The sequence below is a fragment of the Halalkaliarchaeum sp. AArc-CO genome (assembly GCF_024972735.1).
Classification (GTDB): domain Archaea; phylum Halobacteriota; class Halobacteria; order Halobacteriales; family Haloferacaceae; genus Halalkaliarchaeum.
In genome coordinates this window covers 1,733,206-1,749,937 of record NZ_CP087723.1, presented here as the reverse complement: position 1 = coordinate 1,749,937, position 16,732 = coordinate 1,733,206, and the positions used below count along the sequence as shown (strand labels likewise).

Genomic DNA, 16,732 nt, shown 5'->3' with positions numbered 1-16,732 from the left:
GCTCAGTACGGCGTGAGCAGCGAGATTGACGTTCCGATGACGAACAGCCCGGCTACAAGCGCGCCGATGAACGCCAGCATGTAGCCGAACGTCAACGCGATCGATCGGAAGTCTCGGGGTTTTCCGAGGAACCAGCCGAGGATCATCACGTACACCGGCAGCATGATGATACCGAAGATCACGTACAGCCCGATGTGAATGGTTTCGTGTGCCATTATTCCACCTCCGTTTTGTCGGTTTCAGCGTTCGGTCTGAGGAGTTCTCGTTCTTCCTTTTCGAGTTCGATCATTGGGATCAGCTTCGAGATGACGAGGAATCCGAACCCGGCGAGCATGATCGTCCCGAGGAACAGGATCCACTCGACGAGCGTCGGCGAGTACACGCCGGTCGGATAGAGGTTCGTCAACGGGGGCTGGGTCGGGTACATGAGCCCCTCGACGACGAACATCACTTTCTTGTTCAGGATCGTTATCGCAAGCAGTGCGGAGACGCCCACCAGCAGTGGGGTGTTGAAGAAATACTCCGGCCAGCCGATCATCCCGAACAGGAGAACGACCGAAACCACCAGGCCGCCGATCGCGAGCCAGAAGAAGTTCAACTCGAGCATTCCGGCAGTGAGCGCGCCGATGTTGACCGGCGCGATGTAGTAGCCGGTCAACACGTCGTGCATCGTAAACCAGATCGTCGCCAGCGCGAGGAACGCGAGCACGATCGTGAGATCACGCAGGATGCCGTCCTCGATCATGTCGTGCCAGCCGTAGGCGTATCTGAACACGACGGTCATGATGAGCACGAGCGCGAGCGCGCTGGTAATCGACTCGGTGAGCATCGCCGCCCCGGCTGCGGCACCGTACCACCCGGGCTGGGCGGCGATGAGGCTGAACAGCCAGGGGACGACCCCGCCGGAAAGCAATGGCACGAGCGCCAGGATCGCGACAGCGAGCCACCAGAGGATCTGTTCGATCTTTTCGTCTTCGTCCGGGCGGTAGCCCAGCGTGATCAACGCGTACAGCGGCGCGAGCCACGTCGGCAGCCGGTGACGGAGCGCGCTGATCTCGGACCGTAGCGAGAGGGTCATGTACGTAAGCGTGAGCACCAGATACAGCGAGATAACCGCGATGTCCCACGCCAGCGGCGAGTGATGCACCGTGAACGGCCACTGGACGATCGTGTTGAAGATCCGGTCCGGTCGCCCCATGCTCAACACGATGTTGAGCGCGGCCATCCCGAGTGCGAGCACGGTGAGCACTTCGGCGATCCGTGCGATCGGCCGGTACTTGTCGAGGTTGATCACCCGGACCGCTGCGGAGATCGCGATCCCGCCGTGAGCGACCCCGATCCACCAGACGAAGCCGCCGATGTACAGGCCCCAGGGGACCCCACCGGAGATCCCCCAGTCGCCGATCCCCGTCACGGCACCGACGCCGTAGGTGATCTGGTGGACCCACGCCTCGAGGAACAAAAGCAGCGCGAGCGTGAACAGTCCGAGGAGTATGTAATACTGTTTCGAGGTGTTTTTCAGCGGTTTCAACACCCGTTCCGGGTCGATCTCGACGCCGCTCATGCGGCATCACCCTCCTCGCTTTCGGCTGCCGCGTCCTCGGGAGCCCCGACGTAGTCGTAGTTCCCGTCACGCATGTTGAGCTGTTCATAAGAGACCGGTCCTTGGACCGGCTCGGCGTCCTTCGAGGGACGCTTGCCGATGTAAACGATGTTCGGCTCGTTTCCGACCTCGTCGAGCAGCTTGTACTGGTTCGAGGCTTCCTTCTCCCGGAGATGTTCCCGGGGGTCGCTGTCGCGGTCCTTCATGTCGCCGAAGTGAATAGCGTCGACCGGACACGCCTGTTCGCAAGCGGTCGTCCCCTGCAGCTCCTCGTCGTCGGAGTCCTGACGATGGACACAGAACGTACACTTCCCCATGACGCCCTTCGGAGGGTTCCCTCCGACAGTTCTTCCGTCGCGGCCGACACGGTCCCCGTCAAACTCGTTACCGACGACTTCGTTCGGTTCGTCCTTGCCGAGGTAGTTGACGCCGTACGGGCAGGCCACCTGACAGTACTTGCAGCCGACACACGTGTCGTAATCGGTGAGAACCAGCCCGTCTTCGGTGCGTCGGTATCTCGCCTGGGTCGGACAGACGTACGTACAGGACGGCTCCGAACAGTGCTGGCAGTGCCGGGTGAGGAAGTCTTCGCGGTTTTCGCCGGCGTGTTCGTCCTCGTATCGGAACACGTACGGCCAGTGGACGCCGATGTCGGTGTTGTTCTCCTCCTTGCAGGCTTCCGAGCACTGGAGACAGGCAATACAGCGCTCGGTGTCGATCGCCATCCCGAGTTGCGTGTCCGGTTCCGGGTTCCCACCGGTTTCGGAACCATCGTCGGCGCTGGCGCCGACACAGCCCGCAAGTCCTACGGCGGCGGCCGCCCCGCCCATCGCTTTCAACACGTTCCGGCGGGTCTGGTTTCGGTCCCCTGGAACCCTCGGCATCGCAGTGTCGGTTTCGGGGGCGGGCTCCGTCGGCCGTTCGTCGACTCCGAACTCCGCTTTCATCTCGTCGCTGTATCGCTCGTGGAACTCCGCTTTCGAGAGTTCGCCCTCGGCGATGCGCAACGCGTCTTTCGAGATCCGTTTCCCGAGATCGGTGTCGAACTCGGTGGAGTCGAGGATATCCTCTGCCCACTCCTCCCACTCCGGATCACCTTTTTTCGGTGGTAGATCCGCCATACCCGTTGCAAGTAGTAGCTACCTACTTATTCATTCACCCATAACTATGGGTGGCTTAAATATACAGTTCTTTAGTAGTCTCTTTTCAGGGACTCTCGTCGGTCTCGATGGAGAACTCCGCCCGAGGCTGACCCGTACAGGTCAACACGTAGCCGTCTTCGATCTCGTCGTCGCTCAGTACGTCGTTGTCGGTCATTTCGACGAGTTCGTGTCCGTCGCCGTCGACGCGGGCCGTACACTGGCCACACACGCCGACGCGGCACTGGTAGGGGAGATCCCAGCCCTGCTCTTCGCCGGCTTCGAGCAGGTTCTCGGTTTCCGGGACGTCGATCGTCGCTTCCTGCTTTACGTATTCGATGGCGTGTGTTTCCGCGTCCTCGGTTTCGTCGTCCGCTTCGTCCTCCTCGTCAGTCTCGTCGGTGAGCGCACCCGCCACACCCGTTTCCAGCGCGAAGTCCCCCCGAGGCTGCCCGGTACACGTCAGTACGTATCCGTCGGCGATCGCGTCGTCGTCGAGCGGGTCGTAGTCGTTGTTCGTCATCTCGACGAGTTCGTGGCCGTCGCCGTCCACGTGTCCCAGACACTGTCCACAAAAGCCGGAGCGACACTGATACGGGAGCTCCCAGCCCTGCTCCTCGCCGGCCTCCAGCAAGTTCTCGTCCCGCGCAACTTCGATCGACGCCTCCTGTACCAGATACTCGACGTCGAACGGGCCAGGATCAGCCTCGTCGTTTTCCCCGTCGTCCTCGTCCGGTTCCGGGACAGTCTGCCGTTCTGGCTCGGGGAACAGTCCAACACACCCCGCAAGCGCGAGTGAACCGCCGGTAGCGACCACTCCGAGGAGGTTCCGCCGTCGAGTCTGCGACGGGGAGCGGTCACACTGCCTGCCGTTTTCACATCCGCCTCCCGAGCATCGTTCGGGTCGCGCGTCCTCCGGGTGCTTTCGGTCCATAGCTACCGTACGACGATGAACGCTGATAGAGCTTGTCATCTATGCCAATTATACAGCCATTTTTACCGGACCCGCCGACTCGAATCGAGAATAGACTGGACTGTTCTGAATCTCTCCTGGTTACTGATAAATTGCTCCAATATTGAGAAGTAATGACAGTAGGGGAGAGATAATAGCTACAGGTGAGTGAGTACCAGTGCTTTCCCCTGAACCCATCCGAACACACGGCGTGACTGCCCGGGTGACCGCAAGCGACACGGGTCCCCCGAGTTCGCGATCGACCATGTGGGGTGAGTGACGTATGTCGGGAAACGCCACTAGCGACGGAGACGTCATAGAGAAGCGGAACGAAGGAGCCGGGAACGGAGAGATACTCGCCCGAGAGTTTTCCGAAGACGATCGCGTGTTGATCTCGTTTTCAGTTCCGGAGCCGGACGACGTCATAACTATCCTCAACTGTGGACAGAAAAACGATCTGGACATCCAGAACGTCGGGGTGATCGATCCGAGCAGCTCCGATACGTGTCCCGTCCACGTGGACATTGGACTGCTCACGCAAACGCAATGGGAGACCCTGGAGCTGGCCTTCGCCATGGACTACTACCAGAATCCCCGTGGAACCTCCCTCGAAGAACTCGCCACCGAACTCGGGATTTCGAAATCGGCGGTTTCTCAGCGACTCAACGGGGCAGAACGGAAACTAGTACAGGCCATGTTCCAGAGCATCCCGCTGGATCACACCACCGAACAGTAGTTCGCGTTTCGGCGGTTTGGTTCACTCGGCTCTCGAGTCGTACGTCAACGAGCGACAGTATTCTAATTCTACGGGAATCTACTACAACTATTGAAAGGGTGGACCTGTAAGCTACAGTCACATGAGTATTCAACGGACTGTTCCAGAGCCAACCGGACACCTTCGCGCAGTTCTCCGGGTGGAACCACACCCAGAAGCCGGCTGTTTCGTCGCGCAGATCGGCGAGGAGGGGGACGACGTGACTCACGATCTCGTCTGTTGGGACGCCGACTGCGTGAACTGCGAGTGTCGTGCGGAGATTCAGGTCTCCAGCGGTTCGACGCGGCAGTTCGTCGCCGGCGATGTCAACGATCGGTGTATCTGCCCGGTGTTTCGCCGATACGACTGTCTGCCCTCCATCGAATCGTTCGACGGCGCGGAACTCGTCGTTTCTCTCATCCTCCCCGACCGTGAGGAACTGACGGAGATCGTCTCCGAACTGCGAGAAGTCGGAGCGGCGGTTCAGCTTGACCGACTCACCAAGTCCTCCTCCGAGAGTGAGGAAAGCGTTCTCGAACTCGAGGCCAGTGGGATCACAGAAAAACAGCGCGAGGCTGTCCGGACGGCGATCGAATGCGGCTACTACGAGACGCCGCGTCGGGCGGACCTCGGCGATCTCGCGGAGAAACTGGACGTCTCCCGCTCTGCGGTCTCTCAGCGTCTCGGGGCAGTCGAATCCAAACTCGTCACCGAACTGTTCCGCGCGGAGCACGGTGCCCGCGAGGAGCGCAATCTCGTTCGGGGCGACTGATTTTCGCGGACGGACAAAGGTTTTGCCGGCTCGCCCACGAGCTACAGGTATGCGATATCTCGTTGCGACAGACGGTTCCCCGCAGGGCGACGATGCGGTTGCATACGCGGCGACTCGGGCGGCGGCGTTCGACGCACAGCTGGAGATCGTTCACGTGCTGACGTCACGAACGCGGTCGGTCGACGGGGAGGCGGTCCTCGAGGACGAACTGGAGGGGACGGAAACCGGGGAGGCAGTCCTCGAGCGGGCCAGCTCGATCGCACGGGAGGCCGTGGGATCCCACCAGGGCGAGTTCCGGGTTTCCACGCAGCTTCTCACCGGACGACCCGCACACGCCATTGCCGATCACGCCACAGAGATCGGCGCTGACGCGATCTTCACCGGTCACCGCGGGCTCTCCAGTAAACGCGAGAAGATGGTCGGCAGCGTCGCTAAAGGGGTCGTCGACGAGGCCGACGTTCCGGTTACGATCGTCCGCTGATCTCGTCGGCGAGCTGCGCAGACAGCGCCTCCGGGATCGGTTTCTCGCCGCTTTCGACGAACCTGGCCAGCTCTGTTCCGTCGCGTTCGACGACGACGGTCGGAATGAGCTCCACGCCGTACTCGGACATCCGCGGGCCCGTTTTCTTCCCGTCCTCGGTCTTTTCGACCGAGTACTGTTCGATCCGTTCGGGCGGGACGTCGGCCGCCTGAAGGGCTGCGCCGAGCGCCGGGAGCTGGCGTCGACAGTCGCCACACCAGTCCCCGCCCCACACCTTGAATGCGAGCCCTTCTGTTGAAAGCATCTCGACGACGTCGGCGTGTGAAGCCGGATCCCAGTCGGATCCGGGCTCCATCGTTTCCAGGGTCGGGGGGGTTTCACCGTTCGAACTTTGCGATTCTCCGAGGTTCATGGCCCCCGGTACGGTCGGGCGAGAGTTAAACCGCCCGCCCCGGGCGCCGACGCGAAGGAACTAACTCGCGGACGGACGAACGCGACCGGTATGCCCACCTCCGAGGACCCGAACGACGATATCCAGTACCACCTCGAAGTCGGTCCCGACGACGTCGCAGACGCGGTGTTGCTCCCGGGGAACCCCGAACGCGTCGACAAGATCACGGCGCTTTGGGACGACAGCCGCGAGGTCGCCTCCCACCGGGAGTACCGCACGGCCACTGGGAGCTACGAGGGGTCGCCGATCTCGGTGACGTCGACGGGCATCGGCTCCCCGTCGGCGGCGATCGCGCTCGAGGAACTCGCCCGCGTCGGCGCCGAGACGTTCATCCGGGTCGGCTCGTGTGGAGCGATCCAGGAGGGGATGGACGTCGGCGACCTCGTGATCACCTCGGGTGCAGTCCGTCAGGAGGGAACGAGCGACGAGTACGTCCGAGAAGATTATCCGGCAGTCGCCGACCAGGAGGTCGTATCCGCGCTCGTCGCCGCCGCAGAGCGACTGAGATACGACTATCACGTGGGGACGACGATGAGTGCCGACTCGTTTTACGCCGGCCAGGGTCGCCCGGGGGTCGGCGGCTTCCGCGCGGCGGGGAGCGAAGAACTCGTCGATGAGCTCCGCGAGGCGAACGTGAAGAACATCGAGATGGAGGCCAGCGCCATCCTCACGCTCGCGAACATCTACGGATTGCGTGCGGGGGCGGTCTGTACCGTCTACGCCAACCGGATCACCGGGGAGTTCCGTACCGAAGGCGAATCGAGGGCGGCCGAAACAGCCAGCCTCGCGGTGAAACTGCTCGGGAAGATGGACGCGGTAAAGCGGGAACACGGGACGGACCGGTGGCATGCGGGGCTCTCGATCGAGTGAGGTGTCATCCGCTCGTTTTTAAGTCTCCCCCGCCGAGATGGTGACGTATCGAATGGCACTCACGAAACGCATCATTCCCTGTATCGACGTCGACCTCGACGAGGAGGGCAACGCGGCGGTGTACACCGGCGTTCACTTCGAGGACCTGCAGTACACGGGCGATCCCGTCGAGATGGCGAAGGCGTACAACGACGCTGGAGCAGACGAGTTCGTCTTCCTGGACATCACCGCGAGCGCCGAGGGACGCGAGACGATGCTGGATACGGTTTCGGCTGTCGCCGACGAGTGTTTCATCCCGCTCACGGTGGGTGGCGGCATCCGGACGAAGTCGGACATCAAAGAGACGCTCCGTGCGGGGGCGGACAAGGTGTCGATCACGACTGGGGCGCTCGAGCGTCCCGAACTCATAAACGAGGGGGCGGCTGCGTTCGGCAGCCAGTGTATCGTCATCTCGGTCGACGCCCGTCGGCGGTACGACGAGGGGGGCGAACACTACGTCGAAGTCGGCGGGGAGTCCTGCTGGTTCGAATGTACGAAGAAAGGCGGCCGTGAAGGGACCGGAACCGACGTGATCGAGTGGGCGCGGGAGGCGGAGTCCCGCGGGGCCGGCGAACTGTTCGTCAACTCGATCGACGCCGACGGCACGAAGGACGGCTACGACGTCCCGCTCACGACGGCGGTGTGTGAGGCCGTTTCTACACCCGTGATCGCCTCCTCCGGCTGTGGCGGACCTGAAGACATGTACGAGGTGTTCACCGAAGCAGGCGCCGACGCGGCGCTGGCTGCCTCGATATTCCACTTCGGCGAGTACTCCATCCAGGAGATAAAGGAGTATCTCGACGAGCGGGGTGTCCCCGTTCGGTTGTGACGGTTGACGGTAGCCGACGACACCGGGGCGATGTCTGACGAACGTTTTTCTTCCTTCGTCGAATGGGTGTTCGTATGTCTGACACGACGAACCGAACGTCGAGCCGGAACTTCGACGTCGAACTCCGAGCGATCGCCGAGGACGTCGACGTCGAGGTGGAGGAAAGTCCGTTCGGGTGGGGCGAGGATCGACGAACGACAGTCTTCTTTCTGGAGGTAGAAAACACCGGCACCGACCGGACGACCTGGTGGGCCGACGAACACGCGTTCCTCGACGGGGAGGGCTACCAGTACGGCGTCGGGGAGTACGACCTCGGCGTCGACGACTTCGCTTCGACGCCGGCGAGTCCCTCGTTCGTCCCGGAGCATTGGTACTCGACGATCGAGCTGTTGCCCGGTGCGCGCGCACGGTGTGTGACTGGCGTCGACGACCTTCCGTCGGGCGTTTCCATCGACAGGCTCGTCTACGACTGTGGCGCAGACAGCTACGAACTGCAGGTCAACCGGAACACGCTGGCGGATCCCCCGGTCGGGTTTGACTGACACTCAGTGTTTCCTCCCCCGAATTCGTTTTTCAGTCTGCAAACAGCATCTCCACGTCGACGTCTGCTGCGAGTCCCAGCGCCAGCTTCACCCGTGCTTTCGCCGTCGAGAGGTCCCCGGCGAACGCGACCCCTGCCTCCGACAGCGTGACGGCGCCGCCGGGAGTCCCGTACACCGGCTCGGTCGCGCCGGCGTAACACCGGGTACCGACGACGACCGGGAGTTCCTCCGACACCGACGCGATCGCTTCTCCGAGCGCCCCCGACACGTTTCCGAGGCCGGTCCCCTCGATCACGACGCCGCCGACTGGATGGCCGTTCTCGCTGGCGCCCTCATCGCTGGCGCCATCCGCCTGGATCAGTCGATTGAGCTCCTCGGCACCGACTCCGGTTCCCGAGTGAACGATCGGAACCCGGGGGATCGTTTCCGGCGCTACCGCTCCCAGCGGTGGGACGTTCGCCCGTCGCTGCGGGGTTCGGTGAATCCGCACGTCGCTGCGAGACAGGGTCGCGACCGGACCCTTCCCGGGCGACCGGAAGGTGTCCAGGGCGCTCGTGTGGCCCTTGACGACGTCCCGTGCGGCGTGGATCTCCTGATCGAAGGCGACGTGAACGCCCGCAGCGAACCGGTCGTCGGCTGCGGCCCGAACCGCGGACAGCAGGTTCGCCGGCGCGTCCGAGGAGGTCTCGTCGAGCCGTCGCTGGGCGCCGGTGACGATCACCGGAATCGGAAGGTCTTCCAACAGTTCCAGCGCGTAGGCGGTGTCTGCAAGCGTGTCCGTCCCGTGCGTGAGCACGATTCCGTCGGCCGACGACTGGACGGCTTCGGCCAGTTCGGCGGCCGCGGTCACGTCTCTCCACCGCATGTCGAATCCGGGCTGAGAGCACACCTCGTGAATCTCGAACTCAGCCCGTCCCTCGAGTGCCGGAACCGAACCCAGCAGCTGTTCGCCGGATTTGGCGGGTGCCGCCCCGTCGTCGTCGGGTTCGGCAGCGATCGTTCCGCCACACGACAACACCGCGAGGGTGGGCGTAGTCACACCGGCCCACCGCCAGTTCGTCGGATCATGTGCCGACGTTCGGCCCTCAGTCGAAAAGCGTTTGCCGTTGCTCGCGGTGTATCCGGTATGGAAGACGTCATCCTCGACGACGAAGGGATGCTCTCGCCGGTCGTCGTGGTCGCCACGGTCCTGTTGATCGCGGGCTTTGCGATCGGGCTGTTGTACCAGCTTATCCTGCTGCTCCTCTGAGGCGACGTAACGCACCCGCCGCCCCGTCACTCGGCGGGATCGAACTCGAGGGCGACGGAGTTGATACAGAACCGCTTGCCGGTCGGCTCCGGGCCGTCGTCGAAGACGTGTCCGAGATGACCGTCACACCGGCTACATTTTACTTCGATTCGTGACATCCCGTGTCTGGTGTCGACTTCAGTCTCGATACGCTCCTCCTCGGCGGCGTAGAAACTCGGCCAGCCACAGCCCGAGTCGTACTTTGTCGTGGCGTCGAACAGGCCGGTGCCACAACCTCTACACCGGTACATGCCATCGTCGTCGCGATCGACGTGCTCGCCGCTGAACCGGGCCTCGGTGCCTCGTTCCCGGAGGACCCGGTAGGCCTCCTCGTCGAGTCGTTCGCGCCACTCTGATTCGGATTCGGGAAGCTGTTCGGATCCGTGGTCCGCGGGCCGCTCGGGGTCAGTCATCGAACTGATTAAGGGACGAACGGGGAAAGGTGTTCCTCGGGCTCTCGAACGGGCTCACTGGCTGCCGTATCGGGGTCCACGACGGGTGAGACTCACCAGGTCGTGGAGGTCGTCGACGACGTACGTCGGCTCCCTGTCGAGCTCGTGGTCACGACGGTGTGGTCGACGGATGAACGCCGAGTCGATTCCGGCGTTGTCGGCGGCGGCGACGTCCGACTCGTTGTCGCCGATGAACAGGGCGGTATCGGCTCCGAGGTCTTCGAGCGCCCGTTCCAGATAGTGTGCGTTGGGCTTTTTGAGCCGGAGGCTCTCCACGGTCGGTTCCCGGCCGTACAGCGTTCGGAAGTGACCGTCGAGTCCGAAGTGCTCGAGGACGAATTCGACGGTCGCCTGCTGGTTCGAGGAGACCACGCCCAGCGGAACGTCGAACTCTGGCAGGACGCGGACGTCCTCGTACGGGGTTTTTCGGCCGGCAGTGGCCTCGTCTCGCTGGATCTCGCTCGCGACACTGTCGCGGGTGTACCAGAACGTCTCCGGATCCAGGTCGTAGGTCGAACAGACGTTCCTGACGTCCGCGGGATCGACGTCGACGATCACCGATTCGACGTGTTCGGGCGCGGGATCGGAGACGTCGAGCTCGTCGAACGTCTGCCAGGCAGCCTCGACGAGGGCGTCGTAACGCGTCCGGCCGACCAACACCCCGTCCTTGTCGAACAGGACGGCGTCGTACATACCACTACTACCGATGCGGGGACCTATAAGCGCACTCGTTCGGTGCCGGCCTCCGACACCGTTCGGGATCGATCACGCAGTCGCCGGTTCCAGGTTCGAGACGTAGGCGGCGAGATCCGTCGTCGTGACGATGCCGATGACACCGTCGACGTCGCTCACGACCGGGAGGTGGTGGATGTCGTTTTCGATCATCGTTTCCGCGGCCTCGACGATCGGGTCTTGTGCGCTCGCAGTAAGTACGCCGGTCGTCATGTACTTCTCTACGGGCGTTTGATCTTTCGGCTTCCGTTCGGCCACGATCTGGACGAAGTCGGTCGACGTGAGGATGCCACACAGTTGGTTGTCCTCGTCGGCAACGACGACGGAACCGATGCCCTCATCGAGCATCACGTTCGCGGCGTCCTCTACGAGGGTATCCGGGGAGACCGTTCGAACGGGCGATGACATCAAGCGTCCCACGAGAATGTCTTGCATGGGTATCGGTAGGTGGAGCGGGATATTAAAAAGGGTTCGTATGGCGGTGAGTTACGACGCAACCGGGAACCGTCGCGAGGCTCGAGGATTCTCTGCGGTCACGAGGTCGACGGGGACATCTGGATGTTGAGGCTCTTTTGAATGATCTGGGTGAACGCCATCGAGCACAGGAAGTACCAGATGATCCAGATCTGAATCGGGCCGATGAGGCCGGTCGTCCACTCGACGGTGCCTGCAATCGGGATGACGATTGACTCGAACGTGCCGTGTGCGTCGCTGCCGCGGAATCCGACCATCCAGTACATCCACAGGAACGCCGGGATGGTGAGGAACATGATCCACACCATCGGCCGGAACTGCTCTTTGAACATTCCCAGCTGATCGGACATCGCTTCCATCTGTTCCTCCTGGATGGCGTCGAGCGCCTCGTCGTCGCCTGCCTCCTTGGCCTGCTTGCGGCGGTCCTGGATGTCTTTCATCCGTTCCTGGTACTTCGACATCTTGTCCATATCCATGAGCGCTGCCCGAAGCAGGGTGGAGTAGAGCCCGGTCGCGAGCGCGATTACCATGATCACCGCATAGAAGGGCAGGACGTTGTTGACCGGACCCAAAAGCAGATGGACCGCGTTGCCGATCAGATCGCGGATCGGACCCCACGTGTAGCCGACGAAGAACAAAAGCGTCGCCACGAGGGCGCCTTTGTCCCACTGCGTCCAGGAGGTCGTGTCCGGGACGTCCACGTCGCTGCCCGACGTGAACTCGTTTTCGTCCTCCTCGAGGCCGTCTCGGGTCGCCTCCGGATCGGCGAGTTCGAACCCTTCTTCCCCGTCGACCAGGATCTCCTGCTCGATGAGGCGACCCCACTGACCGCTGGTGAGGTCCTCGCGGACGTCGATCCACTTTAGTTCCCCGTCCTCGGCGCGTTCGAGGACGATCTCGACGGCGTCGCGCATCTCGTCGTCGGCGACGAGCTTGCGGACCCTCCGTTCGATACGACTCATTGTGCCTCCGTAGGAAAAGCGGAGTTAAGAACCTGTTTACTCGGAGCTGGTTCTCGGCTCACTCCCGTTTCGGTTCACTCACTCGAGGAGTTCAGTCAGCCGCTCGAAAACCTCGTCGGGTGAGGCCTCACCGTCGATCTCGACGAGTTCGCCCTGCTCGCGGTAGAACTCGATCACCGGTTCGGTGTTCTCCTCGTAGACGCGGAGTCGCTCCTTGACGACGTCTTCGGTGTCGTCGTCGCGCTGCTCGAGCCGCTCGCGGACTGCCTCGTCGTCGGGTATGTCGAATTCTACGTGATAGATGTCACCCGTCTCCGGATCGACGCGCCGGCCGGTCAGCCGGCGGACGAGTTCGTCCTCGCTTACGTCGAGGTAGACGACGACGTCTAGCTCCGTGATGTCCGAGAGGTACTCCGCCTGCGAGAGATTGCGGGGATAGCCGTCGAGAACGAAGCCGTCGGTCTCCGCGATCGCGGCCTCGACGATCTCGTTTACCACGGGATCCGGAACGAGCTCCCCGGCCTCCATATACTCCCGTGGCGTTCCGTGTTCCGTCTCCATGTCCTTGTTCGCCCGAAGCGCGTCGCCCGTCGTGACGTGTTCGAGGTCGTACGCTTCGGCGAGCCGCTTGCTCTGGGTTCCTTTGCCGGCACCGGGGGCACCGAGCAACAACACGCGTTGGCTCATCTCGTTACCACCCTTCGGGCCCACGGTTAAAGCCTTGAAGATCTTCGTCCGGTGGGAACGACTTTTCTTTCCGCGCTCCGACGTGGTGGCATGACCCGGTTTAGCGCCGACACGCCGACGGAACGACGGAAACTGTTCGCCGACGCCGTCGTCGCCCACCGGCAGCGAGCCAGTCCGTTTCTCACGGTCGAGACGCCGAAAACCGACGACGAAGAGATCGCACCGTGGATTCAGCTGTCGGAACACACCCTCAATATGGACTGTACGGACGCCGAATTACAGCGGTTGAAGTCGATGCTCGACGAATACCAGGAGTTTCGGATCGACGAACTCGAGAGCCCGGAAAACGCCGACGGAACCAACGTTCGGATCACTGCACGGTCCGACGCGAACCGACTCGCGGAGTTCATGGATCGGGCGTTTCGGGAGGTGTACCGCCGAGCGGAGTCGTACACGGCGTGGGCAGTCGAGGTGTGACTGTCGAGTCGCGGTCGAGTCGCGGTCGAGTCGCGGTCGGGTCGCGGGATCGGGCCTGCGGGGCCGATCCAGTCGAGCAAGTGGGACCGAGCCAGTAGAGCCGGATGTTCGGGGTCTAGACGTACTCTCGGGCGTATCCCGTGGCGGCTCCGAGCACCAGTGTCGTGAGCGCCAGTACAGCGAGCCCGTGGTGTTGGATCCAGTCGTACTCGGCGGGGAAGGAAAACACGAGCGTCTCGTCGATCGAGAGGAGCCATACGCCGGCGAGGGCGACGAGCGCCACTCCGAGCACGACCGAAAGCCCCGCCACGAGCGGAGGATCTGCACGGCCACGTTCCCCCGAGAGGAAGACGACGACGCCGATCGCGGCGAAGAATCCGATGCCGACGGCGCCCGTCGGACCCGCCGTGTAGTAGTCGGTGAGCAGGTGATCGGGCGCCTCGATGACGAGTGCGGGAACGCCGAGCACGACGATCACGAGCAGACAGAGGAGGGCGCCGAGCGTCGACAACGTGCTCGCTGTGTCCATGTTGGCGAATCAGTCGCCGGTGCTATTGAATGACGTGATCCGTCGAGCGTGTGTCGGGATTGCCGTGTGCTCGGCCACGCGGACGAACGCGAGCCCCACGAGGAGAAGGGCCCCCCACAGTCCGGGCTGCAAGACCGGCAGCAGGGGACGCAACACGTTCGAAGCCAGGAGACTCTCGGAAACCCGTCCGAACGTAAAGACGCCGTACGCGTGGACGTGGAGAAACAGGAGTCCAAGGACCGGGAGCTCCGGCCGTCCGTCGGTACGGTCCAGTTCCAGTGCGAGCAACACCAGCACTGCCGGGAGAAGAACTACGAGGTCGAAGGTGTACGCTCGGGGCGCGGCGAGCGGAATGATCGCGATCCCGAGCGCGAACGTCGGGAGGTCTGCCTCCGGCCCCTGTGCGCCGATCGCCAGCCCAATGGTCGACACGATCAAGAGCCCGCGAACCGCGAGCCCCACCGACTCGATCGCGAGCAACGGCCGGAAGTACGCCGGCGTCCACAGGTGCGGTGAACGGGAGCCGGTTCCCCAGCCTTTCCCCCAGAGCAACACGTCGAGATAGCTGCGGTGGGTCGCCGGATCGAACAGCAGAAGCGACAGCCCGATCAGGGCGAAAAGCGCCGCAATCGCGCCGGCGAACCGCCGTCGACATCGAAGGAGATGTGCGCCCGACGGCGCGTAGACGAGTTTGACCGAGCTGCCGAGCGTCGTGAACACGCCGCTTGCGATCGCCGCGGATCGACCGCGGCCGTTCAGATCCCGAATCAGCCCGACCAGCGCGAGCGTCAAAAGCGCCGCGAGGAACGTCGACACCTGTCCCATTTTGAAGCCGAACAGGATCGGCTGGAACCCCACGAGAAGCCACAGCAACAGGAGGCGTTCGAGGGGATGCATCGAAAGGCCGAACTCCCGGATCGCCAGCTGGAGGCTCACCCACAGCGCGAGCACGGAGAGGACGCCCCAGGCGATTCCCGGGTTCTCGAAGGCAGCGAGAAACGCCGCGAAGATGGGGAGTGCGATCGGTGGGTACAGATAGTTTCCGTGAAAGCCACCCTCCTCGTTGGGTTCGTATATGGGCTCGCCAGCCTGCCAGTCGTCGACGGCGATTCGATACGCTCCGAAGTCGTAGTACCGAAACGCCGTCGAGATCTCCGCGCTCCGGAGCAGTAGATCGACCACTGGATACGCCGCGATCGCCCCCATCACGAGAACTGCGAGGCTGACGAATCCGGGTTGGTCGTTTCGTATCTCCCACAGTCGGTCCAGCACCGACATCGGACGGGAAAACACGCCGACATGATAAGTGTTTTCGGGAACTCCGTCCGAATCGCGGAACCTCTCCAGGTGTCGAACGGTCGTCCCTGTACGATCGAATATTCGAATCCGAGTACCGTAATGATTTATTAGTGTTGGGGATCAGATTTTACCGTACATTGATAAGGGACGAGTCAAACACAGACCAGGTCCTCAAATCACGAAATACGCCAATAACTACGGTTCAAACCGTTATATAACGAATAATTATATCACGACAGATTTAAGTAGTTCCGAGAATAACTAAGTGTAAGGACGTTCGCGCGGGTTCTATTATTTCGCCGGGGCGTCGTCCAAGAGACATCCATGAGCGAAACAGACACCACCATCAAGCAGTACGCCGGTGCCGACGAGCGGCAGCGATCGGACCGCGCCGGTCGAGAACAGGAACAGAGCGACGAACGGCGGCGGGTACAGACCTGTCCGGAGTGTGGCGGACGACTCGAGACGGATACCGAACACGGTGAGACCGTCTGTACGGACTGTGGGCTGGTCGTCGAGACCGACGAGATCGACCGCGGTCCCGAGTGGCGCGCCTTCGACAGCGCCGAGCGCGACAGCAAGTCGCGCGTCGGGGCGCCGACGACGAAGATGATGCACGACAAGGGGCTGTCGACGAACATCGGCTGGCAGGACAAGGACGCCTACGGTCGAGCGCTCTCGAGCCGACAGCGCCGTCAGATGCAGCGGCTCCGCACCTGGAACGAGCGGTTCCGTACTCGCGACTCGAAGGAGCGCAACCTCAAGCAGGCGCTGGGCGAGATCGACCGGATGGCCTCGGCGCTGGGGCTGCCCGAGAACGTCCGCGAGACCGCCTCGGTCATCTACCGCCGTGCGCTCGATGAAGACCTCCTGCCCGGCCGCTCGATCGAAGGCGTCGCCACCGCCGCGCTGTACGCGGCCGCCCGCCAGGCCGGCACCCCACGCAGCCTCGACGAGTTCACCGTCGTCTCGCGGGTCGACAAGATGGAGCTCACCCGGACGTACCGGTACGTCGTCCGGGAGCTGAAGCTCGAGGTCCAGCCTGCCGACCCCGAGAGCTACGTCCCCCGGTTCGTCTCGCAGCTCGGCCTGAGCGACGAAACGGAGCGCCGGGCGCGCGAGCTGCTCCGGAACGCGAAAAATCTGGGGCTCACCAGCGGGAAGTCGCCCGTGGGGCTCGCCGCAGCCGCAGTGTACGCGGCGGCGCTTCTCACCAACGAGAAGGTAACCCAGAGCCAGGTCGGCGACGTCGCTGACATCTCGGAAGTGACGATCCGCAACCGGTACAAGGAGCTTCTGGAGGCGGACCCCGACGGCCTGTACGACTGATCGGTCACCTGTCTCTTGGGCCGTCGATTTTCTTTTCAGCTCTCGTATTCGAGAGTGCTCGCTCCGCGCAG

Annotated in this window: 22 protein-coding genes; 9 read left to right on the top strand and 13 right to left on the bottom strand. The window is 62.8% G+C overall.

The genetic code is table 11. The features are described 5' to 3' along the window. Window positions 1–2: 2 nt before the first annotated feature. From AArcCO_RS09365 to AArcCO_RS15870, 4 genes are all read right to left on the bottom strand, one after another. Window positions 3–215, bottom strand: coding sequence for a hypothetical protein (locus tag AArcCO_RS09365; protein ID WP_259533162.1), 213 nt, complete (start codon window positions 213–215; stop codon window positions 3–5). Further along, window positions 215–1,564 (bottom strand): NrfD/PsrC family molybdoenzyme membrane anchor subunit, encoded by a 1,350-nt coding sequence (gene nrfD, locus AArcCO_RS09360; protein ID WP_259533161.1) that lies wholly within the window; start codon window positions 1,562–1,564, stop codon window positions 215–217. The genes AArcCO_RS09365 and nrfD overlap by 1 nt, the downstream gene beginning before the upstream one ends. Continuing rightward, window positions 1,561–2,724, bottom strand: a complete 1,164-nt coding sequence (locus AArcCO_RS09355) for a 4Fe-4S ferredoxin N-terminal domain-containing protein (protein WP_259533160.1) — start codon at window positions 2,722–2,724, stop codon at window positions 1,561–1,563. Before AArcCO_RS09355 ends, nrfD begins: the two co-directional genes overlap by 4 nt. Before the next feature lie 85 nt (window positions 2,725–2,809). Continuing rightward, the gene (locus AArcCO_RS15870; protein ID WP_303650959.1) at window positions 2,810–3,676 is read right to left on the bottom strand and encodes a 2Fe-2S iron-sulfur cluster-binding protein; all 867 of its coding nucleotides are present in this window, start codon (window positions 3,674–3,676) and stop codon (window positions 2,810–2,812) included. 301 nt (window positions 3,677–3,977) lie between these two features. Between AArcCO_RS15870 and AArcCO_RS09340 the strand changes: the two genes are divergently transcribed. The 3 genes from AArcCO_RS09340 (at window position 3,978) to AArcCO_RS09330 (ending at window position 5,701) form a co-directional block, all read left to right on the top strand. Beyond that, a complete protein-coding gene (locus AArcCO_RS09340; RefSeq protein WP_259533159.1) occupies window positions 3,978–4,430 on the top strand; it encodes a helix-turn-helix domain-containing protein in 453 nt (150 codons plus the stop codon). A 178-nt stretch (window positions 4,431–4,608) separates the two neighbouring features. Then, window positions 4,609–5,220: a helix-turn-helix domain-containing protein gene (locus AArcCO_RS09335; RefSeq protein WP_259533158.1), complete on the top strand. Its 612-nt coding sequence runs from the start codon at window positions 4,609–4,611 to the stop codon at window positions 5,218–5,220. 49 nt (window positions 5,221–5,269) lie between these two features. Then, window positions 5,270–5,701, top strand: coding sequence for a universal stress protein (locus AArcCO_RS09330; protein ID WP_259533157.1), 432 nt, complete (start codon window positions 5,270–5,272; stop codon window positions 5,699–5,701). Here AArcCO_RS09330 and AArcCO_RS09325 read toward each other — a convergent pair. Beyond that, entirely contained in the window at window positions 5,685–6,113 is a 429-nt protein-coding gene (locus tag AArcCO_RS09325; protein WP_259533155.1) for a thioredoxin family protein, read from the bottom strand. The genes AArcCO_RS09330 and AArcCO_RS09325 overlap by 17 nt on opposite strands. A gap of 90 nt (window positions 6,114–6,203) precedes the next feature. Here AArcCO_RS09325 and AArcCO_RS09320 point away from each other — a divergent pair, with 90 nt between their 5' ends. From AArcCO_RS09320 to AArcCO_RS09310, 3 genes are all read left to right on the top strand, one after another. Further along, on the top strand, window positions 6,204–7,022 hold the full coding sequence (locus AArcCO_RS09320; protein ID WP_259533154.1) for a nucleoside phosphorylase: 819 nt from the start codon (window positions 6,204–6,206) through the stop codon (window positions 7,020–7,022). 52 nt (window positions 7,023–7,074) lie between these two features. After that, window positions 7,075–7,890: an imidazole glycerol phosphate synthase subunit HisF gene (gene hisF, locus AArcCO_RS09315; protein ID WP_259533153.1), complete on the top strand. Its 816-nt coding sequence runs from the start codon at window positions 7,075–7,077 to the stop codon at window positions 7,888–7,890. Between the two features lie 74 nt (window positions 7,891–7,964). Continuing rightward, complete coding sequence (locus AArcCO_RS09310; protein WP_259533152.1) at window positions 7,965–8,432, top strand: hypothetical protein; 468 nt, start codon at window positions 7,965–7,967, stop codon at window positions 8,430–8,432. Window positions 8,433–8,463: 31 nt separating this feature from the next. Here the strand turns inward: AArcCO_RS09310 and AArcCO_RS09305 are convergent, their stop codons facing one another. Then, window positions 8,464–9,471 carry an asparaginase gene (locus tag AArcCO_RS09305; protein ID WP_259533151.1) on the bottom strand — a complete coding sequence of 336 codons (1,008 nt, stop codon included), beginning with the start codon at window positions 9,469–9,471 and terminating at the stop codon, window positions 8,464–8,466. Window positions 9,472–9,558: 87 nt separating this feature from the next. On the opposite strand from AArcCO_RS09305, the gene AArcCO_RS09300 reads away from it, so the two are divergent. After that, window positions 9,559–9,681, top strand: coding sequence for a hypothetical protein (locus tag AArcCO_RS09300; protein WP_259533150.1), 123 nt, complete (start codon window positions 9,559–9,561; stop codon window positions 9,679–9,681). Between the two features lie 26 nt (window positions 9,682–9,707). Here the strand turns inward: AArcCO_RS09300 and msrB are convergent, their stop codons facing one another. The 5 genes from msrB to AArcCO_RS09275 form a co-directional block, all read right to left on the bottom strand. Beyond that, window positions 9,708–10,133, bottom strand: a complete 426-nt coding sequence (gene msrB / locus AArcCO_RS09295; RefSeq protein WP_259533149.1) for a peptide-methionine (R)-S-oxide reductase MsrB — start codon at window positions 10,131–10,133, stop codon at window positions 9,708–9,710. A gap of 54 nt (window positions 10,134–10,187) precedes the next feature. Beyond that, window positions 10,188–10,865, bottom strand: a complete 678-nt coding sequence (locus tag AArcCO_RS09290) for an HAD family hydrolase (protein ID WP_259533148.1) — start codon at window positions 10,863–10,865, stop codon at window positions 10,188–10,190. A 72-nt stretch (window positions 10,866–10,937) separates the two neighbouring features. Beyond that, entirely contained in the window at window positions 10,938–11,339 is a 402-nt protein-coding gene (locus AArcCO_RS09285) for a CBS domain-containing protein (protein ID WP_259533147.1), read from the bottom strand. Between the two features lie 98 nt (window positions 11,340–11,437). Further along, window positions 11,438–12,340 carry a DUF106 domain-containing protein gene (locus tag AArcCO_RS09280; protein WP_259533146.1) on the bottom strand — a complete coding sequence of 301 codons (903 nt, stop codon included), beginning with the start codon at window positions 12,338–12,340 and terminating at the stop codon, window positions 11,438–11,440. Between the two features lie 78 nt (window positions 12,341–12,418). Further along, window positions 12,419–13,027, bottom strand: coding sequence for an adenylate kinase (locus tag AArcCO_RS09275; RefSeq protein ID WP_259533145.1), 609 nt, complete (start codon window positions 13,025–13,027; stop codon window positions 12,419–12,421). Between the two features lie 90 nt (window positions 13,028–13,117). Here AArcCO_RS09275 and AArcCO_RS09270 point away from each other — a divergent pair, with 90 nt between their 5' ends. Next, complete coding sequence (locus AArcCO_RS09270) at window positions 13,118–13,504, top strand: DUF7975 family protein (protein WP_259533144.1); 387 nt, start codon at window positions 13,118–13,120, stop codon at window positions 13,502–13,504. A 115-nt stretch (window positions 13,505–13,619) separates the two neighbouring features. On the opposite strand, the gene AArcCO_RS09265 is transcribed toward AArcCO_RS09270, so the two are convergent. Beyond that, entirely contained in the window at window positions 13,620–14,033 is a 414-nt protein-coding gene (locus tag AArcCO_RS09265) for a DUF7548 family protein (RefSeq protein WP_259533143.1), read from the bottom strand. Window positions 14,034–14,042: 9 nt separating this feature from the next. Then, entirely contained in the window at window positions 14,043–15,311 is a 1,269-nt protein-coding gene (locus tag AArcCO_RS09260) for a glycosyltransferase family 87 protein (protein WP_259533142.1), read from the bottom strand. Between the two features lie 345 nt (window positions 15,312–15,656). Here AArcCO_RS09260 and AArcCO_RS09255 point away from each other — a divergent pair, with 345 nt between their 5' ends. Then, on the top strand, window positions 15,657–16,661 hold the full coding sequence (locus tag AArcCO_RS09255) for a transcription initiation factor IIB (RefSeq protein ID WP_259533141.1): 1,005 nt from the start codon (window positions 15,657–15,659) through the stop codon (window positions 16,659–16,661). Window positions 16,662–16,732: the final 71 nt, after the last annotated feature.

What these genes read in the sequence shown, in the direction of transcription:
- AArcCO_RS09330 (WP_259533157.1), top strand. Translation starts at nt 5,270, where the DNA reads ATGCGATATCTCGTTGCGACAGACGGTTCCCCGCAGGGCGACGATGCG.
- AArcCO_RS09275 (WP_259533145.1), bottom strand. Translation starts at nt 13,027, where the DNA reads ATGAGCCAACGCGTGTTGTTGCTCGGTGCCCCCGGTGCCGGCAAAGGA.
- AArcCO_RS09300 (WP_259533150.1), top strand. Translation starts at nt 9,559, where the DNA reads ATGGAAGACGTCATCCTCGACGACGAAGGGATGCTCTCGCCGGTCGTC.
- AArcCO_RS09325 (WP_259533155.1), bottom strand. Translation starts at nt 6,113, where the DNA reads ATGAACCTCGGAGAATCGCAAAGTTCGAACGGTGAAACCCCCCCGACC.
- nrfD (WP_259533161.1), bottom strand. Translation starts at nt 1,564, where the DNA reads ATGAGCGGCGTCGAGATCGACCCGGAACGGGTGTTGAAACCGCTGAAA.
- msrB (WP_259533149.1), bottom strand. Translation starts at nt 10,133, where the DNA reads ATGACTGACCCCGAGCGGCCCGCGGACCACGGATCCGAACAGCTTCCC.
- AArcCO_RS09255 (WP_259533141.1), top strand. Translation starts at nt 15,657, where the DNA reads ATGAGCGAAACAGACACCACCATCAAGCAGTACGCCGGTGCCGACGAG.
- AArcCO_RS09285 (WP_259533147.1), bottom strand. Translation starts at nt 11,339, where the DNA reads ATGCAAGACATTCTCGTGGGACGCTTGATGTCATCGCCCGTTCGAACG.
- AArcCO_RS09340 (WP_259533159.1), top strand. Translation starts at nt 3,978, where the DNA reads ATGTCGGGAAACGCCACTAGCGACGGAGACGTCATAGAGAAGCGGAAC.
- AArcCO_RS09290 (WP_259533148.1), bottom strand. Translation starts at nt 10,865, where the DNA reads ATGTACGACGCCGTCCTGTTCGACAAGGACGGGGTGTTGGTCGGCCGG.
- AArcCO_RS09355 (WP_259533160.1), bottom strand. Translation starts at nt 2,724, where the DNA reads ATGGCGGATCTACCACCGAAAAAAGGTGATCCGGAGTGGGAGGAGTGG.
- AArcCO_RS09260 (WP_259533142.1), bottom strand. Translation starts at nt 15,311, where the DNA reads ATGTCGGTGCTGGACCGACTGTGGGAGATACGAAACGACCAACCCGGA.
- AArcCO_RS09270 (WP_259533144.1), top strand. Translation starts at nt 13,118, where the DNA reads ATGACCCGGTTTAGCGCCGACACGCCGACGGAACGACGGAAACTGTTC.
- AArcCO_RS09310 (WP_259533152.1), top strand. Translation starts at nt 7,965, where the DNA reads ATGTCTGACACGACGAACCGAACGTCGAGCCGGAACTTCGACGTCGAA.
- AArcCO_RS09280 (WP_259533146.1), bottom strand. Translation starts at nt 12,340, where the DNA reads ATGAGTCGTATCGAACGGAGGGTCCGCAAGCTCGTCGCCGACGACGAG.
- AArcCO_RS09265 (WP_259533143.1), bottom strand. Translation starts at nt 14,033, where the DNA reads ATGGACACAGCGAGCACGTTGTCGACGCTCGGCGCCCTCCTCTGTCTG.
- AArcCO_RS15870 (WP_303650959.1), bottom strand. Translation starts at nt 3,676, where the DNA reads ATGGACCGAAAGCACCCGGAGGACGCGCGACCCGAACGATGCTCGGGA.
- AArcCO_RS09365 (WP_259533162.1), bottom strand. Translation starts at nt 215, where the DNA reads ATGGCACACGAAACCATTCACATCGGGCTGTACGTGATCTTCGGTATC.
- AArcCO_RS09320 (WP_259533154.1), top strand. Translation starts at nt 6,204, where the DNA reads ATGCCCACCTCCGAGGACCCGAACGACGATATCCAGTACCACCTCGAA.
- hisF (WP_259533153.1), top strand. Translation starts at nt 7,075, where the DNA reads ATGGCACTCACGAAACGCATCATTCCCTGTATCGACGTCGACCTCGAC.